The sequence below is a fragment of the Nocardia gipuzkoensis genome (assembly GCF_021183645.1).
In the GTDB taxonomy this organism is placed as follows: domain Bacteria; phylum Actinomycetota; class Actinomycetes; order Mycobacteriales; family Mycobacteriaceae; genus Nocardia; species Nocardia abscessus.
The window spans coordinates 6,831,821-6,852,258 of record NZ_CP089225.1; the positions used below are offsets into that span (position 1 = coordinate 6,831,821).

21 protein-coding genes are annotated in these 20,438 nt (G+C 65.7%); 13 read left to right on the forward strand and 8 right to left on the reverse strand.

Translation table 11 applies throughout. The features are described from left to right. The first annotated feature begins 52 nt into the window (after positions 1 to 52). Positions 53 to 1,297 (forward strand): cytochrome P450, encoded by a 1,245-nt coding sequence (locus tag LTT66_RS31145; protein ID WP_233062110.1) that lies wholly within the window; start codon positions 53 to 55, stop codon positions 1,295 to 1,297. Between the two features lie 67 nt (positions 1,298 to 1,364). Here LTT66_RS31145 and LTT66_RS31150 read toward each other — a convergent pair whose 3' ends face one another. Further along, entirely contained in the window at positions 1,365 to 1,937 is a 573-nt protein-coding gene (locus tag LTT66_RS31150; RefSeq protein ID WP_233062111.1) for a hypothetical protein, read from the reverse strand. Positions 1,938 to 2,088: 151 nt separating this feature from the next. On the opposite strand from LTT66_RS31150, the gene LTT66_RS31155 reads away from it, so the two are divergent. Together LTT66_RS31155 and LTT66_RS31160 are read left to right on the forward strand one after the other, a co-directional pair. Beyond that, positions 2,089 to 2,919, forward strand: a complete 831-nt coding sequence (locus LTT66_RS31155; protein ID WP_233062112.1) for an SDR family oxidoreductase — start codon at positions 2,089 to 2,091, stop codon at positions 2,917 to 2,919. Between the two features lie 100 nt (positions 2,920 to 3,019). Continuing rightward, entirely contained in the window at positions 3,020 to 3,595 is a 576-nt protein-coding gene (locus LTT66_RS31160; protein WP_233062113.1) for a TetR/AcrR family transcriptional regulator, read from the forward strand. A gap of 49 nt (positions 3,596 to 3,644) precedes the next feature. On the opposite strand, the gene LTT66_RS31165 is transcribed toward LTT66_RS31160, so the two are convergent. Further along, positions 3,645 to 4,388 carry a glucose 1-dehydrogenase gene (locus LTT66_RS31165; RefSeq protein WP_233062114.1) on the reverse strand — a complete coding sequence of 248 codons (744 nt, stop codon included), beginning with the start codon at positions 4,386 to 4,388 and terminating at the stop codon, positions 3,645 to 3,647. 113 nt (positions 4,389 to 4,501) lie between these two features. On the opposite strand from LTT66_RS31165, the gene LTT66_RS31170 reads away from it, so the two are divergent. The 3 genes from LTT66_RS31170 (at position 4,502) to LTT66_RS31180 (ending at position 6,996) form a co-directional block, all read left to right on the forward strand. Next, entirely contained in the window at positions 4,502 to 5,581 is a 1,080-nt protein-coding gene (locus tag LTT66_RS31170) for an NAD(P)H-dependent amine dehydrogenase family protein (protein ID WP_233062115.1), read from the forward strand. A 65-nt stretch (positions 5,582 to 5,646) separates the two neighbouring features. Then, positions 5,647 to 5,829 (forward strand): hypothetical protein, encoded by a 183-nt coding sequence (locus LTT66_RS31175; RefSeq protein WP_233062116.1) that lies wholly within the window; start codon positions 5,647 to 5,649, stop codon positions 5,827 to 5,829. Between the two features lie 582 nt (positions 5,830 to 6,411). After that, positions 6,412 to 6,996: an H-type lectin domain-containing protein gene (locus tag LTT66_RS31180; RefSeq protein ID WP_233062117.1), complete on the forward strand. Its 585-nt coding sequence runs from the start codon at positions 6,412 to 6,414 to the stop codon at positions 6,994 to 6,996. A 193-nt stretch (positions 6,997 to 7,189) separates the two neighbouring features. Here the strand turns inward: LTT66_RS31180 and LTT66_RS31185 are convergent, their stop codons facing one another. Continuing rightward, positions 7,190 to 7,795 (reverse strand): TetR/AcrR family transcriptional regulator, encoded by a 606-nt coding sequence (locus tag LTT66_RS31185; RefSeq protein ID WP_233062118.1) that lies wholly within the window; start codon positions 7,793 to 7,795, stop codon positions 7,190 to 7,192. Between the two features lie 114 nt (positions 7,796 to 7,909). Here LTT66_RS31185 and LTT66_RS31190 point away from each other — a divergent pair, with 114 nt between their 5' ends. Both LTT66_RS31190 and LTT66_RS31195 read left to right on the forward strand, forming a co-directional pair. Further along, entirely contained in the window at positions 7,910 to 8,725 is an 816-nt protein-coding gene (locus LTT66_RS31190) for an SDR family NAD(P)-dependent oxidoreductase (RefSeq protein ID WP_233062119.1), read from the forward strand. Positions 8,726 to 8,812: 87 nt separating this feature from the next. Next, positions 8,813 to 11,611: a CHAT domain-containing protein gene (locus tag LTT66_RS31195; protein ID WP_233062120.1), complete on the forward strand. Its 2,799-nt coding sequence runs from the start codon at positions 8,813 to 8,815 to the stop codon at positions 11,609 to 11,611. 9 nt (positions 11,612 to 11,620) lie between these two features. Here LTT66_RS31195 and LTT66_RS31200 read toward each other — a convergent pair whose 3' ends face one another. The 4 genes from LTT66_RS31200 to LTT66_RS31220 all read right to left on the reverse strand — a co-directional run bounded on the left by LTT66_RS31200 (position 11,621) and on the right by LTT66_RS31220 (position 15,831). After that, positions 11,621 to 12,736, reverse strand: coding sequence for a tetratricopeptide repeat protein (locus LTT66_RS31200; RefSeq protein ID WP_233062121.1), 1,116 nt, complete (start codon positions 12,734 to 12,736; stop codon positions 11,621 to 11,623). A gap of 621 nt (positions 12,737 to 13,357) precedes the next feature. Then, positions 13,358 to 13,930, reverse strand: a complete 573-nt coding sequence (locus tag LTT66_RS31210; protein WP_220135131.1) for an EF-hand domain-containing protein — start codon at positions 13,928 to 13,930, stop codon at positions 13,358 to 13,360. Between the two features lie 300 nt (positions 13,931 to 14,230). Next, positions 14,231 to 15,121 carry an alpha/beta fold hydrolase gene (locus LTT66_RS31215; protein ID WP_233062123.1) on the reverse strand — a complete coding sequence of 297 codons (891 nt, stop codon included), beginning with the start codon at positions 15,119 to 15,121 and terminating at the stop codon, positions 14,231 to 14,233. Then, positions 15,118 to 15,831 carry a TetR/AcrR family transcriptional regulator gene (locus LTT66_RS31220; RefSeq protein ID WP_233062124.1) on the reverse strand — a complete coding sequence of 238 codons (714 nt, stop codon included), beginning with the start codon at positions 15,829 to 15,831 and terminating at the stop codon, positions 15,118 to 15,120. The genes LTT66_RS31215 and LTT66_RS31220 overlap by 4 nt, the downstream gene beginning before the upstream one ends. A 269-nt stretch (positions 15,832 to 16,100) precedes the next feature. Between LTT66_RS31220 and LTT66_RS31225 the strand changes: the two genes are divergently transcribed. The 3 genes from LTT66_RS31225 to LTT66_RS31235 all read left to right on the forward strand — a co-directional run bounded on the left by LTT66_RS31225 (position 16,101) and on the right by LTT66_RS31235 (position 18,683). Continuing rightward, positions 16,101 to 16,898 carry a D-alanyl-D-alanine carboxypeptidase family protein gene (locus tag LTT66_RS31225; RefSeq protein ID WP_233062125.1) on the forward strand — a complete coding sequence of 266 codons (798 nt, stop codon included), beginning with the start codon at positions 16,101 to 16,103 and terminating at the stop codon, positions 16,896 to 16,898. 212 nt (positions 16,899 to 17,110) lie between these two features. Continuing rightward, a complete protein-coding gene (locus tag LTT66_RS31230) occupies positions 17,111 to 17,911 on the forward strand; it encodes an ABC transporter ATP-binding protein (protein ID WP_233062126.1) in 801 nt (266 codons plus the stop codon). Between the two features lie 10 nt (positions 17,912 to 17,921). Further along, the gene (locus tag LTT66_RS31235; RefSeq protein ID WP_233062127.1) at positions 17,922 to 18,683 is read left to right on the forward strand and encodes an ABC transporter permease; all 762 of its coding nucleotides are present in this window, start codon (positions 17,922 to 17,924) and stop codon (positions 18,681 to 18,683) included. Between the two features lie 129 nt (positions 18,684 to 18,812). Here the strand turns inward: LTT66_RS31235 and LTT66_RS31240 are convergent, their stop codons facing one another. Then, entirely contained in the window at positions 18,813 to 19,163 is a 351-nt protein-coding gene (locus tag LTT66_RS31240) for a DoxX family protein (protein ID WP_233062128.1), read from the reverse strand. 90 nt (positions 19,164 to 19,253) lie between these two features. Between LTT66_RS31240 and LTT66_RS31245 the strand changes: the two genes are divergently transcribed. Both LTT66_RS31245 and LTT66_RS31250 read left to right on the forward strand, forming a co-directional pair. Next, positions 19,254 to 19,649 carry a winged helix-turn-helix transcriptional regulator gene (locus LTT66_RS31245; RefSeq protein WP_233062129.1) on the forward strand — a complete coding sequence of 132 codons (396 nt, stop codon included), beginning with the start codon at positions 19,254 to 19,256 and terminating at the stop codon, positions 19,647 to 19,649. 134 nt (positions 19,650 to 19,783) lie between these two features. Next, on the forward strand, positions 19,784 to 20,431 hold the full coding sequence (locus LTT66_RS31250) for a TetR/AcrR family transcriptional regulator (protein ID WP_233062130.1): 648 nt from the start codon (positions 19,784 to 19,786) through the stop codon (positions 20,429 to 20,431). Positions 20,432 to 20,438: the final 7 nt, after the last annotated feature.

Below are 20,438 nucleotides of genomic sequence, written 5' to 3' on the forward strand. Positions count from 1 at the left end.
CCCCCTCACACACCCTCTGTTCACATCGACGTCGGCCCTCCAGGAGGACGCTGTGTCAGCGCCATCGCTACCCAACGGATTCGATTTCACCGATCCGGCACTGTGGGAAACCCGCAACCCCGTCGAAGAATTCGCGCAACTGCGCCGTACCGCGCCCGTGTGGTGGAACGAGCAGTCCGATGAGAGTTCCGGTGGTTTCCGCGACGGCGGCTACTGGGTGGTGAGCAGACATGAGGACATCAAGGAGATCTCACGCAAACCCGGGCTGTTCTCCTCGCAGCGTAAGGGTGCGGTCATCCGCCTACCCGGACAGATCACCCTCGATCAGATCGAACTCACCGGCGCGTTGCTGGTGAATATGGACCCACCCAAACACACCAAGATCCGGCGCATCATCTCCAAGGGCTTCAGCCCGCGCGCCGTGGAAGGGCTCCGCGCGGCACTGGCCGACCGTGCCGAACGCATCGTGCGCAGCGCCAAACAGCAAGGTGGCGGCGACTTCGTCGAACAGGTCGCCTGCGAGCTACCGCTACAGGCCATCGCCGAACTGCTCGGGGTGCCGCAGGAGGACCGGCGCAAACTGTTCGAGTGGTCCAACCAGATGCTCAACTACGACGATCCCGAATACGGCGACGCCGTCACCACCGACGCCTCGACCAACGCGTCGATGGAGATCCTCGGCTACTCCTGGAGCATGGCCGAGCAGCGTCGCGCCCAGCCGGGCGACGACATCGTGACCCAACTGGTCAATGCCGACTTGGACGGCGAAGCCCTCGGCTCCGACGAATTCGGCTTCTTCGTGATTCTGCTCGCCGTCGCGGGCAACGAGACCACCCGCAATGCCATCACCCACGGCATGAAAGCGTTCATCGACAACCCGGACCAGTGGGAACTGTACAAACAGCAGCGCCCCCGGACCGCCCCCGACGAAATTATCCGCTGGGCCACGCCCGTCACCGCCTTCCAGCGCACCGCCACCGCCGATACCGAACTCGGGGGAAAGCTCATCCGCGAGGGGCAACGCGTCGGACTGTTCTACAGCTCCGCCAATTTCGATGAGGAAGCCTTCACCGACCCGTTCTCCTTCGATGTGCTCCGCGACCCCAATCCGCATCTGGCCTTCGGCGGCACCGGGGCGCACTTCTGTGTCGGCGCGAATCTGGCCCGCCTGGAAATTGATCCGATGTTCAACGCCATCGCCGACGTCATGCCGAACCTGACCCAGCTCGCCGAGCCCGAGCGCTTGCGTTCGGGCTGGATCAACGGCGTCAAACACTGGCAGGTCAGCTACGGGTAACCGGTCGACCACGCGGCAACTCGACATCTAGTCCGGCCGCGTCGCCGCCGCCCGTACCCGTCTGTGGTCACCTGCGCAGGATGCGCAAGACGAGAGATCCGGCGTCCTCCGCGCCACTAGCGTGAGAGGCGTAGCCGACTTCGGCGTCGATCAGCGCTCCCGCGTACAGATCTTCGAGGATCCGTACCGCGGCGGGGTCGGCGTCGGGTCCCAGTGCCGCACGCACACGGCGGTTTATCTCGTCGGTGATGCGATCACGGAGTCGAGCGATGCCGGGGGAATCGCCCGGCTCGGCCGCTGCGCCGGCGGCGGATGACTTCGTCGGCGTTGTGAACGTGCCGTGGGCTTCGGCGTCCCGCTCCCAGCCGGTCGCGGTCCTGTCAGGTGTTGCGATGGATTCGATGCTTTCGACGGCATCGAGGCCCTCGGATGAAGACGCCGTCCGCCAGACGATTTCGGCCACGAGTTGCTCCTTGGAGTCTTGGTAGGTGTAGACGGTGGCTGTCGCGATGCCGGCGTCGGCGGCGAGCGCGCACCAAGTGGAACTTCGGAAAGCCCGGTCGAGACAGTGCCTGCGGCGCCGAATCGGGAGTCGTTCAAAGGTTTCGGCGCCGTTGCCGGGAACTTCGAACTCGGCCACCAGATATGGACATCATATCGGACACATGTATGGATGATATTCTGGACAAGAGTACAAAGCCAGTTTCAGCAGTGAGATCAAGGCCATAGTGGGTCCTTCGGAGATATCCGCGCGGCCGCCGGCTCCGGCTTGCAGGAGGTATCGAAGTTCGATGAGCACACAATCGGTAGCGGGACGCACCGTCGTGATCACCGGCGGCGCACGCGGGATCGGGCGAGCGATCGCCGCGGAGTTGCGCCGACGTGGCGCGGTGGTTGTCATCGGAGATATCGACGCCGAGGCCGCTGCGCACACCGCCACCGCGTTGGGTCTCGCGGGCGGTTTCGCGCTCGACGTCACCGATCCCGCCTCGTTCGAGGCGTTCCTGGCTCGGGCGCTGGAGCTGATCGGCTCGGTCGACGTGCTGATCAGTAACGCCGGGGTCATGCCGATCGGGGCATTCGCCGAGGAGCCCGACGACATCACTCGCCGGATACTGGACATCAACGTCTACGGGGTAATGCTCGGTACGAAACTGGTTCTGCCGCACATGCTCTCGCGCGGCAGCGGGCACTGCGTGAATATCTCGTCGCTGGCCGGTGAGAATCCGACTCCGGGTATGGTCACCTACTGCGCCAGCAAGCAAGCGGTTTTGAGTTTCACCGAATCTTTGCGGCGCGAATACCGCGGCCGCGGTGTGCATTTCTCGGCGGTGCTGCCCACATTCACGCGCACCGAGATGATTGCCGGAACCCGGGCCCCGTTCGGGTTGCTGGCGCAGCCGGAGAATGTCGCTCGTGCTGTGGCGGACCTGGTGGCGCGCCCGCGCCGCAGGATCACGGTCACCCGATTGGCCGGCTGGCTGGCAGCCGCGAACAAAGTGACCCCCCGGCCGATCGGCGAGTTCATGACCCGCCGGCTCGGGATCGATCACATCTTCCTGGAGGATGTGGACCGGGACGCGCGCGCGATCTATGACGAACGACTCCGCCGAACTCGGTGACGCCCACGTTCGCCACCGAGCTGGCCAACTGTCACGGAAGAAGGCCGCAGCGGTGCGCGTCGAATTGTTCTGGACAACTGTCGGTGTAGCATTCGGACACATGTCCGCACCCATGGCGACCCAAATCGAAGCCACGCGCCGCCGTCTGAGCGGCAAACAGGCCGAGACGGTCGACCGACTCACCAAGACGGCGGTGCAGGTGCTGACTCGCCAGGGCTACGCCGGTACGACGATGCGGTTGATCGCCACCGAAGCCGGGGTCGGCACGGCCACCGCATACACCTACTTCTCCTCGAAAGAGCATCTGATCGCGGAGGTGTACTGGCGACAACTGGTCGCGACGCCGCCCACCGACCCGCCCGACGCCGATTCGGCTACCCGTGCGATCGCGGTGCTGCGACAGGCGGCCATGCTGATAGCCGATGAACCCGCGTTGGCCGCCGCGATGAGCCAAGCGCTGCTCGGCGACGACCCCGATGTCGCACACCTGCGCCTACGCATCGGCGGCGAGATCCGCTCGCGCCTGGCCGAGGCCCTGGGTGGCGAGAACGCCGAGGACCTGGAAAGCCTCGAAATGCTGTACTGCGGAGCGATGCTGCAGGCCGGGATGGGGCACCTGACCTACGCGGAAGTCGCCGACCGACTGGAGAGGTCCGCCCGGCGCCTGCTTGCCTGACACCGCGGCCGGGCGGCCCACCTCCGACCACGGGTCGGGATGCCGGGATTCAAGAGGATTTGTGCGGTACCGCAGTCACCAGGCCGCCGTCCATCACGAATTCCGATCCGGTCGCATACGAGGACTCGTCGCTGGCCAGGAACAGTACGAAGGTGGAGACCTCCCTCGACTCGGCTGGGCGCCCGAGGGGGATGGTCACCAGGTCCTCGGGCAGGCCCGCGGTCATCGGGGTGCGGATCAGGCCGGGGTGGATGGAGTTGACGCGAATATTATGCGGTGCCAGTTCGAGTGCCGCCGATTTCGCCAGGCCGCGCACAGCCCACTTCGATGCCACGTAGCCGTGCGCCCAGGGTGCACCGCGCAGGCCCTCGATCGATGAGACATTGATGATCGAACCGCCACCGCCGGCATTGATCATCGCCGCCGCCGAGGCTCGCATGCCCAGGAACGTTCCGGTGAGGTTGACGTCGATGATCCGGCGCCACTTGTCGAGATCGAACTTGTGGATCGGTCCACCGTTGACGATGCCCGCATTGTTCACCAGGACATTCAGTGTCCCGAATTCCTCGACCGCCCGGGCCACCGCGACGTCCCAGTGGTCGGGCTCGGCGACGTCGAGATGTACGAAAACCGCTGCGTCGCCGAGGGATGCGGCCAGCGCCGCGCCATCGTCGTCGAGGATGTCACCGATGACCACCTTGGCGCCCTCGGAAACCAGCAGCCGGGCGTGCTCGGCGCCCATTCCACGCGCGCCACCGCTGATCAGCGCGACTTTGCCGTCTACACGTCCCATGCCGGTCACGCTAGCATCCGACTGTAATCAAATCCAGACATATGTCTGGAATGATGAACAGACTGGCGAGTGACCACATGTCCCACTCTGCCCGCGCACCTGGAGGAGTACCAATGTCTTTTCGTGTCGCCCAAGTGGGCACCGGAAACGTCGGCCGCCTGGCCCTGGCAGGTCTGATCGACAGCCCGACATACGAGTTGACCGGAGTGTGCGTGTCGGCGGAGAACAAGGTGGGCCGGGATGCGGGCGAACTCGCCGGGCTCGACACCGTCACCGGGATCGCCGCCGTGGGAGATCTCGATGCGCTGCTGGCGACCGGACCCGACTGTGTTGTGTACTGCGCGATGGGGGATACCCGGCTGCAGGGCGCGATGGAGGACTGCAGGCGGCTGCTCGCCGCTGGTGTGGATGTGGTGGGCTCGGCGCCGGGGATGTTGCAGTATCCGTGGCAGGCCCTGCCCGCCAAGTACATCGACGCGGTGGAAGCTGCCGCGGAGCAAGGTAATTCGAGCCTGTTCATCACCGGTGTCGACCCGGGATTCGCCAACGACCTGCTGCCGCTGGCGCTGGCGGGAACCTGTCAGACCGTCGAGCGTGTGCGTTGTATGGAGATCGCCGACTACGCCACCTACGACGGGGCGACGGTGATGTTCGACGTCATGGGCTTCGGGAAGTCGCTCGACGAGGTGCCGATGCTGCTGCGGCCGGGAATCCTCGGTCTCGCGTGGGGGCCCGCGATCCGGCAGTTGGGCGCCGGACTCGGCGTCACCGTCGATGCCGTCACCGAGAGCTACGAACGGGTCCCGGCGCCTGAGGCTTTCGATATCGCGGCGGGGCACATCCCCGCAGGAGGTCTGGCCGCTCTCCGTTTCGAGGTGCGCGGGATCGTGGCGGGCGAGCCCCTGATCGTGATCGAGCACATCACCCGACTTCGGGAGGATCTCTGCCCGGAGTGGCCGCAGCCGGCGCAGAGCGGCGGATCTTACCGCGTCGAGATCGTCGGCGAGCCTTCATATCACGTCGATATCCGTCCCGCGAGCCGCAAGGGCGACCACAACCACGCGGCGATCGTCGCCGCCGCCGGGCGCATCGTGAACTCGATACCCGCAGTGGTCGCCGCACCGCCGGGGATTCGGACGACCCTCGATCTGCCGCTGATCACCCGCCCCGGGGTTGTCGCGGCCTCGGCCTGAGAACCGCCGGACGCTCCCGCCTACCCTTGCAATGGACCTCGACCGCGACACCACTGTCCGCGGCCGTGATTTCCGAGTCCGGCGGAATCTACAAGGTCAACGCCTACCTCACCGTGGTCTCGACCAGTGCGCAGACCCCAGAGGGCGCTCAGACGACCGTCACCTACTCGCTGACCATCGACCGCAACTCGGACTGGAAGATCACCGAGGTCGGGGGCGGTCTCCAGAGCGCGATCCCCGCGAGATAGCACGCCTCGTAGCTGAGCCTCGTTTCGACAGGGCCAGCGCCCGATCGGTCGTCCAAGCGCAGCACTTCGACGGCCGCGCGCTCGACCGATGCCACACGGGACGCTGCCGCCGGGCAGGGGGAATTGGTGTGCTTGGTTCGGCGGCAGCGTCCGTATCCGAGTCGGGTACCGGCCACCGTTGGCGACCGAAACAGTTGTACCCACCAGGTTTTCGGGACCACCGTGCCGTCTGTTACAGCCGACACGCTGAAAGACAAGTGTGAGTTCCGGTTTCAGGCAGTCGGCGGCGCGAGGATCTACCATGTGTGCCGCGGCGATCGAGACTCGCGATGTAGTGAAACCTACTGCGAGACAGCACCTCTCGCGCTAACCTGGTAGCTGGGATCCTCCACCGCAGTTGGTGGCCACTCGAGTGCTGGTTCGGCTTTTCTTTGATCCACGCATGACTCAGGTTCTACAAGCGTTTCGAAACTACGCAGTCCCTCGCCGGGGATATGCGGGTATAACGTCACGTTCAGGGGAGTAGGAACCATGCAAATCACGCCTGTGGTAAATAACGCACAATCTTCTTTCAGCCAAACGATGACCAGCAACGGGGGGACGCTCTACATACAGTTCGCGGGCTCGGGCTGGCGCGGCGCCGCGGGGAAAATCAGCGTCGATTTGCTGATGGACGGGGCCGTCATCGCCACCGCGTCGGTCTACACGAACGAAGCCAGTTCGCACAAAGCGCTGGTCCCGGTCGCCATCGTCATTCCGGCGGCCGCCGGGCAGCACACCTTCACCGTCGCACCCACGCCGGGCAGCGGCACAAACATCGACCAAAACGACTATTTCACTGTCACAGTGAACGAGACCGCCCCCAACCACTTCGAAAAGGGCAAAGCCTATGTGGGCTACCTGGTCTCGCCGGGATGGGGCCTCACGAGCGGTACCGGATGGCGGGAGTGGCGAGAGCCCATCACATTCGCCAAATCGTTCAACTCGCCACCGGAAGTCACGGTGGGGCTTTCTATGGTCGACATCGGGAACGGCGCTAATTCTCGGGTGATGGTCGAAGCGGAAAACGTCACGGGCCAGAGTTTCGATCTGGTGGTCAAGGCGTGGAGCAACACCGTCTTGTACAGCGTCAATGTCGATTGGCTGGCGTTCGGCGACGCGCAGTAACCTGCCCTTGCCCGCGGGCAGGTAGCCGACCGGAGTGAGTTCGAATCGCGACAGTCCACGGAGGTGCCTCCGTGGACTGTTCGCGTGATGATCCTGCGGGCACCGCGATTCATCAGGTGTCGGCCGCGCCGATCCAGCCCACCGACTCCGTCCTGCGCCATTGGTAGTGGCACATCGAATAATTCGAGGTGCCTTACCCGGTGATATCCGGGCGCATGGCTTTGAGAAAGACTTCGACGAGGGCGTCGGCGTACTCGGGGGTGAGCGGGCCGGAGCGGAGCAGCCAGCGCTGGTAGAGGGGGGCGTACAGCAGTTCGAGTGCCAGGTCGAGGTCGGCGTCGGCGGCGAGTTGCCCGGCTCGTTGCGCGCTGCGCAGCCGGTCCTTCTTGGCCTCGTCCACGGGGCCGGCCAGTTTGGCGCGGTAGTGGGCGGCCAGGGTGGGGTCATTGATGATCTCGGTGTTGAGCGCGCGGATCGGGCTCTCGAACGCGGGGTCGGCGAACTCGGCCACCGTTGCTCGCATCACCACCTTGAGGTCGGCCTCCAAGTCGCCGGTGTCGGGCAGTGCCATGCTCTGCTCCGGACCGTCCTCACTGAGCGCCAGAAAGGCGTCCAAGACCACCGCGCCCTTGGAGGGCCACCAGCGGTAGATGGTCTGTTTGCCCACTCCGGCCCTGGCCGCGATGGCCTCGATGGACAGCTTGGCGTATCCCATCTCGGAGATCAGCTCGCGGGTCGCGGTGAGGATGGCCTGCCGGGAGCGCTGGCTGCGGCGCGCGGGATCGGGCTGTTTGACCATGCCCGGATACTAACACGTGCGCAAGACGAGACGGACCGTCTTGACAAGAGTACGAGTCGAGACGTACCGTCTTGTCTCGTCGCTTACGGATCGAGCAAGAGGAGGTGGGAGCCCATGGATCGCGTGTGGTTCATCACGGGTGCGTCACGAGGACTGGGTCGGGCATTCGCGGAGGCGGCGCTGCAGGCGGGCGACCGGGTGGTCGGGGCCGCGCGCAACATCGAGCCTCTCGCCGAACTCGCGGAGCAATATCCCGACGACCTGGTACGGCTGCCGCTCGACGTCACCGACCGCGTGGCCGTGTTCGCGGCAGCTGAGCAGGCGTTCGCGGCCTTCGGCAGGCTCGACATCGTGGTCAACAACGCCGGCGCCATGCTCCTGGGCATGGTGGAGGAGGCGACCGAGGCGCAGATCCGAGCCCACTTCGACGTCAACCTGTTCGGCGCGGTCTGGGTGACCCAGGCCGTGCTGCCCTACCTGCGCGCACAGGGCGGCGGGCGCATCCTGCAGGTCACGACGATGGGCACCGGTGGCGGCTTCCCCATGGTCGGCCTGTACGCGGCCGGCAAGTCGGCGCTCGACTCGGTGAGCGAGGCCGTGGCGATGGAGGCCGAGCAGTTCGGCGTCAAGCTCACCATCGTCCAGATGGGCGGCTACGACACCGGCCTGTTCACCACGGGTACCACGATGACGACGCCCGACCCGCACTACCAGCAGTTGCGCGACAAGCTGATCGAGATGTGGGGCGACGACGCCGGTCCTGCCCCGGACACCGCTGCTCCCGTGATCATGGAGCTGGTGGACCTGCCCGACCCGCCGCGGCGTCTCATCGTCGGCACCGGGTCGTTCGACATGGTCCAGCAGGACCTTCAGGACCGTATGGCGAAGTATCGCGCCTGGGAGCACCTCAGCCGCAAGGTGCCCGGCTGATGTTCACACCGGACGAACGCCCATGGGCGCCACCCTGATTCGCATCGCCGGCAGTCTCGGGGGAGAGTAGTAGCGGGAGGAGTGTCGGTGAACCAATACTCGGGGGACATGGTCGGCTACTGGCGCCACGTCGTGGCCGGATCGCCGGCCAGTGATCAGCGACGGGTCGCGGCGCAGGCGGAGCTGGGCGCGGCGCTGCTCGACCGGTACCGCGTGGTCCAAGCCCAGGAGGACCTGATCGAGGCCATTGTCGTGCTGGAGACCGCCATACGCGCTCTGGCGGACAGCCCTCTGGCCATGGGCTTGGACACTCCGGAAGGCGTCGGTGCGGTGCTCTCCTTCGCCGACGCGTTGCTGGCCCGAGCCGAAGTGAGCGGCGACCCGCGAGACCTCGAAATCGCTGAGCAGTACCTGCAGTTCGCGGAGGACGTCTCCACCGACCGAGCGCTCAGCGCGCTGCTGCTGCTCAAGACCTGCCAGGTGTATCAGGGCAAACACGAGTTCGACGGGTCGGTGGAAACGCTCTACGAAGCCATGGCTTATGCCAACCGCGCCGAGCACGGGATCAGCGAGGAGAACCGGGCTGTTTTGCACGGTGTCCATGCCCAGGCCCTGCTCAGCGCCTACCGACTCACCGCTGTCGAGGACTACGTCGATGAGGCCATAGGTCTGCTGTCCTCGGTGACCGCGTCCGGGGCAAACCATGACCAGATCGTCGTGCTGATGGCCCAGTGCCTGCTGGCGAGGGCGAAAGAGACCACGCACACGGCCGATGTCGAACGGGCCCTCGCGCTGCTGCGGCAGCATACGCCGCAGACCAATGGGCCGCGGTTCATGGCCGGGCAAGCATTGCTCATCCTGTTCCAGCGCACCGGGCGGGGCGACCTGCTGGACCAGGCCTGGCGAGCCTTCTCCGCGGCGTTGGAGTCCACACCGAAGCAGCATCCGGACCATCGGACCGCGCTCGGCTATCTGTCCACAGTGGCCTTGACGGCTCATCAGCTGACCGGTGAGGTCGAACCGCTGGAGACGGCGGTCGGGTTTCGTCGCAGGGCCCTCGCCCTGTCCCCCCAAACCGCCACCGTTCTTGGCCGGGACCTGGACCAGCTGGGCTATAGCCTCCGCAAGCTCTACGACATCACGCAGGAGCACGCCTATCTGGAGGAGGCGATCGCTCTGTTCCGGTTGGCGAACGACACCATGCATCCTCGCGATCCCCAGCGGGTCGCCACCGGGCTGTCCCTCGCTCAGGCATTGCGTGCGACCCACCTGCGCACGGGCGACCCGGTCTGCCTGACCGATGCCGCCCAGTTCGCCCTCGCCGCCGGACGGATCGAGTCCGGCTCTGTGCCGATGCGAATCCGGGCTTTCGGCAAGGCAGGCCACGCGCTGGCCACACTGGGCCGCTGGGCGGCCGCCGCGGACGGTTTCGGTGAAGCCATCGCGCTGCTACCACGCCTGGCCTCCCGGGGACGCACCCGCCTCGACCAGTACGCCGACCTCGGCTCCACGGCCGGACTGGCAGCGGATGCCGCGTCCTGCGCGGTGAATGCCGGGCAGCCGGAGCGGGCGCTGGAGCTGTTGGAGCGGGGCCGGGGGTTGTTGCTGAACCAGCGGCTGACACCGGGTGGTGAGCTGACCGCGCTCCAGCGCGCCGATGAAGATCTGGCGGCGGAATTCCAGCGGATGCGCCGGGACTTCGAAACGCCGCCGCCCGAGCTGCCGAGGCCCACCACCTTCGGCCGGGACCGGGAAACCGAATGGATGATCTTGCTCGACACTATCCGTGCGGTGCCCGGCATGAGTGACTTCCTGCGCCCGCCCAGCGCACGGCGGTTGCTCGACCAGTTGGCCGAGACCGTGGTGATCCCGATTCCGAGCGAGGTGCGCTGCGACGCGCTCATCTTGCGCGACCATCGCGCCGAGGTGCTGCCACTGCCCGATCTGTCACTCACCGACGCGATAGCGAATCTGCGGTTACTGCAGGATGCCACCACCACAGCTCATGACCCCTCGGTCGGAGCGCGGGTTCGGATGCAGGCGCAGTCGGTGCTCACCGAGGTGCTGGACTGGCTGTGGCGCTCGGTCGTGGGGCCGGTGCTGGACCGGCTCTGCGCGCACGGTGGGGCCGGTCAATTGCCGCGCGTGTGGTGGTGCCCGGTCGGGCCGCTAGGCTTTTTCCCGTTGCACGCCGCCCAATCCAGCACCGGAGAATCAGCGCTCGACCGGGTGGTCTCCTCCTACATTCCGACCGTAACAGCGCTCGCCCGGCTGCGTAACCGGCCACGGGTGGCTCGCCCCGGTGCCCAGTCCTGCATCGTGGCGATGCGTCACACTCCCGGCGGGCCAAGTGCCCTGCCCGCCGCCGGGCGCGAAGCAGCGCTGGCAGGGGAGGCGCTGCCCGACGCGTGGACCGGGATGGACGAGACGGCTTCCCGGCACCAGGTCTTGGAACGGCTCGCTGGATCGGTCTACGCGCACTTCGCGTGTCACGCGGTGGCCGATCTGCAGGACCCTGCGCAAGGCAGGCTGCTCATCCACGACCATCAGGACAACCCGCTCACCGTGGCCGACGTGTCCGAACTCGATCTCGACGCCGAACTCGGATTCCTGTCGGCCTGCGCGACCTCGCAAGCCCCACTGAACTTGATCGACGAATCACTGCACATCACCGGCGCTTTCCAACTCGCCGGATTCCGGCATGTCATCGGCACCCTGTGGGAGATCGATGACGCGATCTCCCTCGAGCTGACCGCTGCCTTCTACCGCGCAGGCAATCCGGGCGACGCGGCGGCGTACGCGCTGCACTCGGCCGTACGCGAACTTCGCGACCGCTATCCCCGCACACCGACACTGTGGGCCGCCCACATCCACAGCGGCGGGTGACCACAGCCCTCAGCGGGCACGCCGCAGCACAGCACGAGCCTCTTCGGTCTTGGGATGACCAGGTCCGGCCACGCGCTCCCACCCCGCCAGCGCGGCTCGCGCCTCGCTGCCCGCCCGGCGGTCACCAGCCTCGATCAGCAACTCGGCGAACAAGCTGCGCATATCCAACGTCGCGGGATGATCGGGCCCCCTGCCCCGTTCACTATCCGGCACCGTGGTCGCCAGCAACCGAATCGCCTCGGCGCGCCTGTCTACTCCGGCCAGCGCTCTTGCCAGGGAGTGCCGAGCATGCAGGCTCGTTTCGTCCATGTCATCGAGCACGCGCCCCACATCGGCGACCAGCGCTCGAGCCGCGTCGATCGCCTCCGCGGCCCGGCCCGAATCGAGCAGAATGACCAGAAGGTTGCTGCGGGCTTGAAGCGTCACGGGATCGGTGGCGCCCAGTGTCTTACCCATCCGCTTGATCACAGTCCGCATAGCGCGCTCAGCCTGATCAGTCCTGCCCTGCAAGTGGTCGAGTCCCGCCAGTTTCATCTGGCAAATCAAGGTGTTCGCGGCGGCCTTTCCCAACGTTCGCGTCATGCCATCGGCGACTCGCCGCAAGAGCGGCTCGGCCTCGGTGATCCGACCCAGCTCTATCAACAACCAGCCCAGATTGTTGCCGCTGTTCAACGTGTCCACGTGCGATTCCCCCAGCACACGGCAGCGCGCCCCATAAGTCGCTCGCTGAACACGCTCCGCTTCCGCGAAGGAGCCACCTTGCCACAGCGCGAAGGCCAGACTGTGCTTGCTGCGCAAGGTGTCGGGATGCTCTGGCCCCAGCGCCGAGCTGCGCAGCCCCACGAGCTCCCGATAGACCGTCACAGCATCGTCGATTTGGTTGTCCCGCATCAACTCCTGCGCATAGCGGGATCCCATCTCCAGGGTGCGTTCGTCGGTCGCGCCGTATTGATTCCCGTAGGCGAAATACTGCAACGCGGCAGCCATCGTCGTACCCAGGTCTTCGCTGGCGACAGTCCGGCCGTCCCTTTCGATACTGACTTCCAGGGTCAGCCTCGTCGGTTGCCGTGGCGCCTCGCCGTCGGGCTCGCGTCTGCGCTTGAACCATCTACCCACAATGATCACACCCCCTGCGGTGCCGACGACTCACGGCCGAATCATCGAATACAAGACTATCCCGCCTGAAAGACGTGATGGCGCACGCTCACTGGCCGTAGGAGTAACGGAGATCAGCGAAGAGCAGTTGGTTGAGCCGCCGCCGAAGGTGTCCAGCCTTACTCGGGTCGGGGGCCTCGCCGGGAGTGAGCAAGATGAACCGCAGCGAAGTCTCCCCGCCCCGAACAGCCGTCAACTCGAAGTGCACCTGGTCATCGGGTCTGCTCGGCCACAGCGACGACCAGATGAGTCGGTTAGGGCGCTCCGCGTCGAGGACTCTGGGTTCGACTTCATCTGAAAGCAGTTCGAGCCACGGTCGAGCGCCCGGCCTGCGCGGCTCGGCGAGAGACTCCCAGACGACCCTGGGAGGCGCAGGCAGCGTACCTGCCCTCGAACCGATTTCGATCACGTCAGCAGCGTAGATGGATCCGCCCGGCACTCACCCTCTGCGGCCGACGCGGACCTTGAACTGACCGCTGAAACTCTTCGCCGCCGTTGTGCCTGCCGGAGAACGGATCCGAGAGCCGGACACTTCCTCGGCGTGCGAGTCCGATCATCGACGGAGGCCAACGGCGATCGACGAGATCGGCGTCAGCCGGGTAGTTTGCCGAGCAGCCAGCTGCCGACACCTTCTGGATTCTCGTCGAAGTAATAGTCGTAGATGGCTTGCAGCAGATCGTCAGTGGTGACGAAGCCGTCGCCGTCGGTGTCGAGCCTTCGGTGGATTTCGCGGGCATCGTCGGCAGGCAGGTGCATGAGTGCCCCCGTCCAGCGGACGTAATCCTCGACGGTCAGTTTGCCGTCGCCGTCGACATCGGCGATCGCCATGATCGCCGAGAGGAACGGCCGGTAGCCCTGTTCGAATGATTCCTCGGTCACCAGCAGACCCTCCGCGAAAGCCTGCTTGTACTCGGAGAGATCGACCGATCCGTCGATGTCTACATCACCCACCGATGCCAGGCGCCCCCACAGCTGCAGACTCAGTTGCAGCAACTGGTGCGCGGCAGGCGAATCCGGTTCGTGGCCGAACTCCGCGGCCACCGCGCGCGCCGAGCTGTCGAAGTCGCTGCGCTCGATCCGGCCGTCCCCGTCGAAATCGAACGTCGCGAACCGCCGCTCCAGCTTCCGCGTCAAGAACTCGCTGATCTCCATGGCCTGCCCCATCTACTCGAATCCGATCCTGACCTCGTCGGCACTGTGACCGGTTGGCCACCAGCGGAATTCTCCACCGGTCCCGACCGCGCCACACGACGAATCCCCGATTCCCCACATACGCCGTCACACCCACGCTTGCCGCTGTCGACAGTGACTCGGCGGCCCGGGTGAAAAGGGTGCTCGCGGGAGCCGAACCCCACACCGTGCTGAACCTCAGCACACTCACCGACCCGAACGCGCTGGCGCCGTTCGTCGCCTACACCCGGTCCAGAATCTCGTAGCCGGAGACGGCGGCCGCGCCGTCGATGATCAGGTTCGGTTCCGGGCGGCGAGCTTACGGATGAAGCGCGCGATCTCGGTGGGCTTCTCCTCGGCCATGAAGTGCCCCGCCTTGATCGGCTCGTAGGTCAGGTCCGGCGCCCAGGCTCGCCAGAGCGCTGCCGCGTCGAAGCCCAACTGGGCACCCCAGTCCTGGGAGATCACGCCGACGGGCATGGAAAGCGTCTTTCCGGCCTGGCGGTCCGCACGGTCCATGCTCAGGTCGATGCTCGAGGTGGCACGGTAGTCGGCGACGATCGAGTCGACGGCTCCGACCGAGCTATCGATGTAGTGCTGCCGCACCTCCGGGGCGAATGTTGCGCCGTCCGTGTCCCAGGCGTCGAGGAATGAAGCGAAGAACTCCGCTGCCACGGCCTTGATCATCTTCTCCGGCAGCCCGATGGGCTGCGCCATCAGATACAGGTGCCAGGCGACTTTCGCGTTCACTCCCTGCAGGACATCCCAAGTGTCAAGAGTTGGGAGGACATCGAGCACCCCGAGGTACTGAACCGCGCCCGGGTGGTCGAGTCCGGCGCGGACACCGACGAGGGCGCCGCGGTCGTGACCGATCAGCCCGAAGCGCTCATGCCCGAGCGCGCCGACCACCCGCACGATGTCATTGGCCATGGTGCGCTTGGAATATGTGCCGGGACCGTCCTCTGGCGGCTTCCCGCTTTCGCCGTAACCTCGAAGGTCCGGAACGATGACCGTGTACTCCGCGGCGAGTTGTGGCGCAACGTCGCGCCACATGTAGTGGGTTTGAGGGAAACCGTGGAGCAGGACGACGGCCGGCCCGGTCCCTCCAACCGCGACGTGGAGTTCGACGCCCTCCTCGCCGGGCAGGGTCTGGTAACGAAATCCGTCGATGGTCGGCGTAGTCATCGGTTTCCTGCACTGCTCGTGGTGGATTGCGCGGACGGTCGTCCGGAGAAGATTCCGGCGGGTAGCTCGGCCGACCGAGCGGATGTGGCCCGCAGGGCGGGTATGAGGATCGAATCCACGAGCGCTGCGAGATAAACATCGTCGGTATTCAGTCCATTGAGCCGCCGGAGCAGCAGCACTGCCCCGGCCACTTCTTCGAAGGGGAAGGGATCTACGACCTCAGGCAACTCTCCGCGACGGACGGCGGCGTCCACCACCGAGGTGGGCAACCGGGCTCCGGTCGGGCCGACGGTCCGTTCGATCTCCTCGCATAGCTCCGGGTCTTCAATGCCTGCCTGAAGAAGTAGCAGTGCGGTCTTGCCGTCAGTCGAACGCATTGTCGTGACGAGCCGTTGACACAAGCCCATCAAGTCACCACGCAGACTGCCTGTGTCGATGTCGTCCGCCCCTTCTCGACGGGCGGGGCCTGCCTTCAGCGCAGCGACGACCATGTCCCTCTTGGACTTCCACCGTCGGTAGAGGGTGGCTTTCGACGAGGCGGCCCGACGCGCTACCTCCTCGAAGGTGACACCCTCATAGCCGCGCTCTGCCAGCAGCGCGGCCACCACCGCGAGAATCTCGCCCTCGCGTTCGTCGTCGCGAGGACGTCCTCCGCGACGTGTCTGCTCAGCTTCGGAGGCAGGAGCACTGCCAGTATTTAGATACGCCACGTTCCGTATCGTATCAGGCGCGGGTCCGTCCACTCCGAACGGCGTTCAACACCTCCGACCGACGCGACGCCCCTGGCTGTCGCCGGTGCGGCGCGGCGATTCCGTCGATGAAATCCCACTGGTTGATGGGGTCGCGCAGCAGAATGTGGCCCATGCGGACATTTGCTAGATTGTTGCGGGCGAGTATTGCTGTGGCGTTGATCGTGGTAGCCTGGCATGGAATCGTGGTTGCCCCCGCCGCGAGCGGCGCCCAAATTCAGTTGCCTTGGATGACGACCGAGCCGGACGCAGTGCGGGCGTCGGGAGCGGCGCTGGCAGAGGGAATCACCGGCACGGTGCTGTGGTCGCGGCAGCCGAACACTCCGGTCCCGATCGCCAGCATCGCGAAGGTGATGACGGCACTGGTCGTGATCAACTCCGGCGACCTCGACCGGGCCATTGCCGTGCCGAGGGAAATCATCGCCTACTGCACCGAGTACGACGGGAGCACCGCGGGCCTGGCACCCGGCGAGGTGCTCACCGCGCGACAGCTCCTATACGCGATGGTGCTGCCGTCCGGCTGCGACGCGGCCTATGCCCTCGCCGACGCCTACGGTCCCGGCCATGACGGCTTCATCGCCAGAATGAACGACACTGCGCATCAGATGGGCCTGGCGGGAACGCATTTCACCGACCCCAGCGGGCTGCCCGCCCCCACCGACCACTCCACCTATTCCACACCGGCGGACCTGGTGACCCTCGGCCTGCGCGCGATGAGCGCGCCGGAGTTCCGCGACATCGCCAGGTCGAAGAGCTATCACGTGCCCGCCGGTCCGGGCAACCGCGCTCACCTCTGGCAGACCACGAACCTGCTGCTGCACGACTATCCCGGCGCGATCGGCATCAAAACCGGATGGACCGACGCTGCGGGAACCTGCCTGCTGTTCGAGACGGTCAGGGCGGGAATACCGCTGATCGGTGTAGTCCTGCACAGCGCGCCCAACAGCGACGTCGCCGCCAAGGACGACGCCGAGCGCATGTTGAACTGGGCCTACGACCCGATCCTGAGCGTGCTGCCGATCGGTTAGCGCCGAATCGGCAGCTGGTGCGGGTCGAGACCAGGCCGGCAGCACTGAGCCGTTCCAGCACATCACCATGACTTGCATATACGTATATGTCTACTTATAGTTAGCCCATGGCGCATGTACGTACACATATACTTATACAACTCGTGAGCGAAGGGGCTTACAAGGCCACTCCTCAGTGCCGCGTCGCCGGAGAAGGAAAGTAGACCCGTCCGATGACGACACAGCAAGTTCCGGCGATCCGTGTGCAAGGTCTGGAGAAGTCCTACAACAAGCTGGAGGTGCTGCGCGGCGTCGACTTCGACGTCGAGCGGGGCAGCATCTTCGCCCTTCTCGGCTCGAACGGAGCCGGCAAGACCACCGTCGTGAAAATTTTGTCCACGCTGCTGAAAGCCGACGCGGGCACAGCCCGGGTCAACGGCTTCGACGTCGCCACCCAACCGGGCAACGTGCGGGAGTCCATCAGCCTCACCGGGCAGTTCGCCGCCGTCGACGAAATCCTCAGCGGCCGGGAGAATCTCGTGCTCATCGCCAAGCTGCGGCACCTGAAGGACGCGGACACGATCGCCGACGACCTACTCGAGCGTTTCTCGCTGACCGACGCGGCCACCCGGAAGGTCTCGACGTACTCCGGTGGCATGCGCCGCCGCCTCGACATCGCCATGAGCCTCATCGGCAATCCGCCGGTCATCTTCCTCGATGAGCCGACGACCGGGCTCGATCCCCAGGCGCGGATCGAGGTGTGGCAGGCGGTCGAGGAACTCGCCGAGCACGGCACCACGGTGCTGCTCACGACGCAATACCTGGACGAGGCCGAACAACTGGCGGACCGGATCGCGATCCTGCACAAGGGCCGGATCATCGTCAACGGCACTCTCGCCGAGCTCAAACAGCTACTCCCGCCCGCCGAGGTCGAATACGTCGAGAAACAGCCGAGCCTCGAAGACGTCTTCTTCGCCCTCGTCGGAGAAGACGGCGCCCCCGGCAACAACCGCAGCGCGGTACGGACGAAGTAAGGAACAAACGATGACCACGCATTTCTTCGCCGACACCGCCCTGCTGCTGGGACGGTCCCTGCGCCACATCGCGCGCAGCGCCGACACCATCATCACGACCACGATCATGCCGATCGCGTTCATGCTGCTGTTCGTCTACGTCTTCGGCGGCGCGATCGACTCGGGGTCGGATTCCTATGTGCAGTACCTGCTGCCCGGAATCCTGCTCATCACCATCGCTTCGGGCATCGCCTACACCGCGTTCCGGCTCTTCCTGGACATGAAGAGCGGCATCTTCGAGCGATTCCAATCCATGCCCATCGCCCGATCGTCGGTTCTTTGGGCGCACGTGCTCACCTCGCTGGTCGCCAACCTGATCTCGCTGGTGGTCGTCGTGCTCGTCGCCCTGCTCATGGGTTTCCGATCAGGGGCCGGAATATTGGCCTGGCTCGCCGTCGCCGGCATCCTGATCCTGTTCACCCTCGCGCTGACGTGGATCGCGGTCATCCCCGGCCTGTCCGCGAAGACCCCCGACGGCGCGAGCGCCTTCTCCTACCCCCTGATCTTCCTGCCGTTCATCAGCTCGGCCTTCGTGCCCACCGACACCATGCCCGGCCCGCTCCGCGCCTTCGCCGAAAACCAGCCGGTGACCTCCATCATCGATGCCATCCGAAATCTGTTCACCGAGCAGCCGGTCGGCAGCGACATCTGGATCGCGCTCGGCTGGTGTGTCGGCATCCTCGCTGTCGCCTATCTCTTCGCCATGACCACCTACCGCCGCAAAATCTCCTGAGCGGCACCGGCGACGGCCGGATCAAGGCAGCCGACAGCCCTGGCGATCGCCGGGGCTGTCGGCTGCCTTGATCTCGGCCATTACCGGTGACGCCGAACAGTTCCGTCGACTCTCGGAGCGGACGCGCGGTCAAGCGGCGCCGACGCGCAAGCCGATGAGAACAGCGGCCACGATCGCAAGGACTGCGGCGGGGGGAGCGCCCTTGGTGTCCCCGACGCGCACGTGCGCGGCAACCGCGCCGATGAAGTAGAGCGTCAAGCATATGGCAGCGGCGACACCCAGCGGTCCCCACCGAACTCCGATGATGAGGCCACCCGCTCCGGCGATCTGAGCGACGCCCAGAAACGGCAGCATGGCGAACGACAATTCGAGAGTCGACATCTGCTCGACCATCCGTCGTGGCCGTGTGAATTTTGCGCCGGCCGAGACCACGAGCACGACCGACATGACCACGGCGACGACGACGTAGGTGATGAACATTGCGAGCCTCCACTAGATGACGGGCAGCGCGGTGCACTGCATGCCGTCGACGCTAGGGAGCCGTTAGGTACCAAAAGGTACCCTTCGGCCATGAGTCTCCGTCCCGGAACCGTCTTCCTCGCCGACTGCCCCGCCAGGTCGGCCATCGAGATCATCGCCAGCAAATGGGCTGTGGTGACACTGTTTGCGTTGAGCGAAGGTCCGCGGCGGCACGGCGAGCTCGTCGAACTGATCGGTGGGGTCTCGCGCAAGGTGCTGACCCAGACGTTGCGCCGACTTCAAGAACACGGCCTCGTAGAGCGGCGGGTGTACGCAGAAGCGCCGCCGCGCGTCGAGTACAGCTTGACCGAACTCGGGAACACGCTTCGGGAGCCGATCGCAGCCCTGACCACGTGGGCTCGATCGAACGGCGCCTCGATCGCCACTTTCCGCGAATCGACTGAAGCGTCGCGCACGGCGATCGGAAAGACCATTCTCACCACCTGACCCACAAAGACGACATACCGATAGTCCAAACGATCCCAGCTCCCGGACCCGCCGAAACGCGTTCTACCTGTGAGAACTGCCTAAGAGCACCGGCCCGGCTGGTTACAGAGCAGACGCTCTGTTATTCTCCGGATATGCCCCGCCCTCGAACACACGACCTCGATCACCTGATGGATGCCGCCGAGCAAATGGCCGTGGACTCCGGACCGGCCGCGGTGACCGTTCGTGCGCTTTCGGAGGCCACCTCGGTGTCCAACGGGGCGATCTATCACGCGTTCGGCTCCCGCGCCGGGCTGATGGGCCGGGTCTGGCTGCGCGCCGCGCAGCGGTTTCTCGCCCTGCAACGCGAGGCTGTCGACCGTGTATCGGCCGCAGGGTCCGCACCCGAAGACGCAGTCGTCGCCGCGGCCGACACTCCCGCCGAATTCCTGCTACAGCAACCGGCATCGGGCCGCTTCCTGCTGACCGTCTCCCGGCAGGAACTGCTCGGTTCCAGCGAGATCCCGGACGACATCGCCGAGGAACTGCGCCGACTCGATCAGTTCCTGGTCGAGCTGTTCATCGTTTTGGCGCGCGGCGTGTTCGACCGGGGCGATCGCGAGGCCGTCGCAGTCATCCGCGATTGCGTGGTGGAACTGCCCACCGCACTGCTGCTACGAGGCCGACGAAACCCCGATCCCGCGGTGCGTCAACGCCTCGCGGCTGCCGTCCGTGCGGTACTGGCCCTACCCCTACCGCCACCGCAGCTCAGCAGTGGCACCACCCCGACCCCAACGAAGTGAAAGGCAA

What these genes read in the sequence shown, in the direction of transcription:
- LTT66_RS31250 (WP_233062130.1), top strand. Translation starts at nt 19,784, where the DNA reads ATGCCCCGCCCTCGAACACACGACCTCGATCACCTGATGGATGCCGCC.
- LTT66_RS31160 (WP_233062113.1), top strand. Translation starts at nt 3,020, where the DNA reads ATGTCCGCACCCATGGCGACCCAAATCGAAGCCACGCGCCGCCGTCTG.
- LTT66_RS31165 (WP_233062114.1), bottom strand. Translation starts at nt 4,388, where the DNA reads ATGGGACGTGTAGACGGCAAAGTCGCGCTGATCAGCGGTGGCGCGCGT.
- LTT66_RS31190 (WP_233062119.1), top strand. Translation starts at nt 7,910, where the DNA reads ATGGATCGCGTGTGGTTCATCACGGGTGCGTCACGAGGACTGGGTCGG.
- LTT66_RS31235 (WP_233062127.1), top strand. Translation starts at nt 17,922, where the DNA reads ATGACCACGCATTTCTTCGCCGACACCGCCCTGCTGCTGGGACGGTCC.
- LTT66_RS31210 (WP_220135131.1), bottom strand. Translation starts at nt 13,930, where the DNA reads ATGGGGCAGGCCATGGAGATCAGCGAGTTCTTGACGCGGAAGCTGGAG.
- LTT66_RS31180 (WP_233062117.1), top strand. Translation starts at nt 6,412, where the DNA reads ATGACCAGCAACGGGGGGACGCTCTACATACAGTTCGCGGGCTCGGGC.
- LTT66_RS31240 (WP_233062128.1), bottom strand. Translation starts at nt 19,163, where the DNA reads ATGTTCATCACCTACGTCGTCGTCGCCGTGGTCATGTCGGTCGTGCTC.
- LTT66_RS31225 (WP_233062125.1), top strand. Translation starts at nt 16,101, where the DNA reads ATGACGACCGAGCCGGACGCAGTGCGGGCGTCGGGAGCGGCGCTGGCA.
- LTT66_RS31245 (WP_233062129.1), top strand. Translation starts at nt 19,254, where the DNA reads ATGAGTCTCCGTCCCGGAACCGTCTTCCTCGCCGACTGCCCCGCCAGG.
- LTT66_RS31215 (WP_233062123.1), bottom strand. Translation starts at nt 15,121, where the DNA reads ATGACTACGCCGACCATCGACGGATTTCGTTACCAGACCCTGCCCGGC.
- LTT66_RS31230 (WP_233062126.1), top strand. Translation starts at nt 17,111, where the DNA reads ATGACGACACAGCAAGTTCCGGCGATCCGTGTGCAAGGTCTGGAGAAG.
- LTT66_RS31170 (WP_233062115.1), top strand. Translation starts at nt 4,502, where the DNA reads ATGTCTTTTCGTGTCGCCCAAGTGGGCACCGGAAACGTCGGCCGCCTG.
- LTT66_RS31185 (WP_233062118.1), bottom strand. Translation starts at nt 7,795, where the DNA reads ATGGTCAAACAGCCCGATCCCGCGCGCCGCAGCCAGCGCTCCCGGCAG.
- LTT66_RS31155 (WP_233062112.1), top strand. Translation starts at nt 2,089, where the DNA reads ATGAGCACACAATCGGTAGCGGGACGCACCGTCGTGATCACCGGCGGC.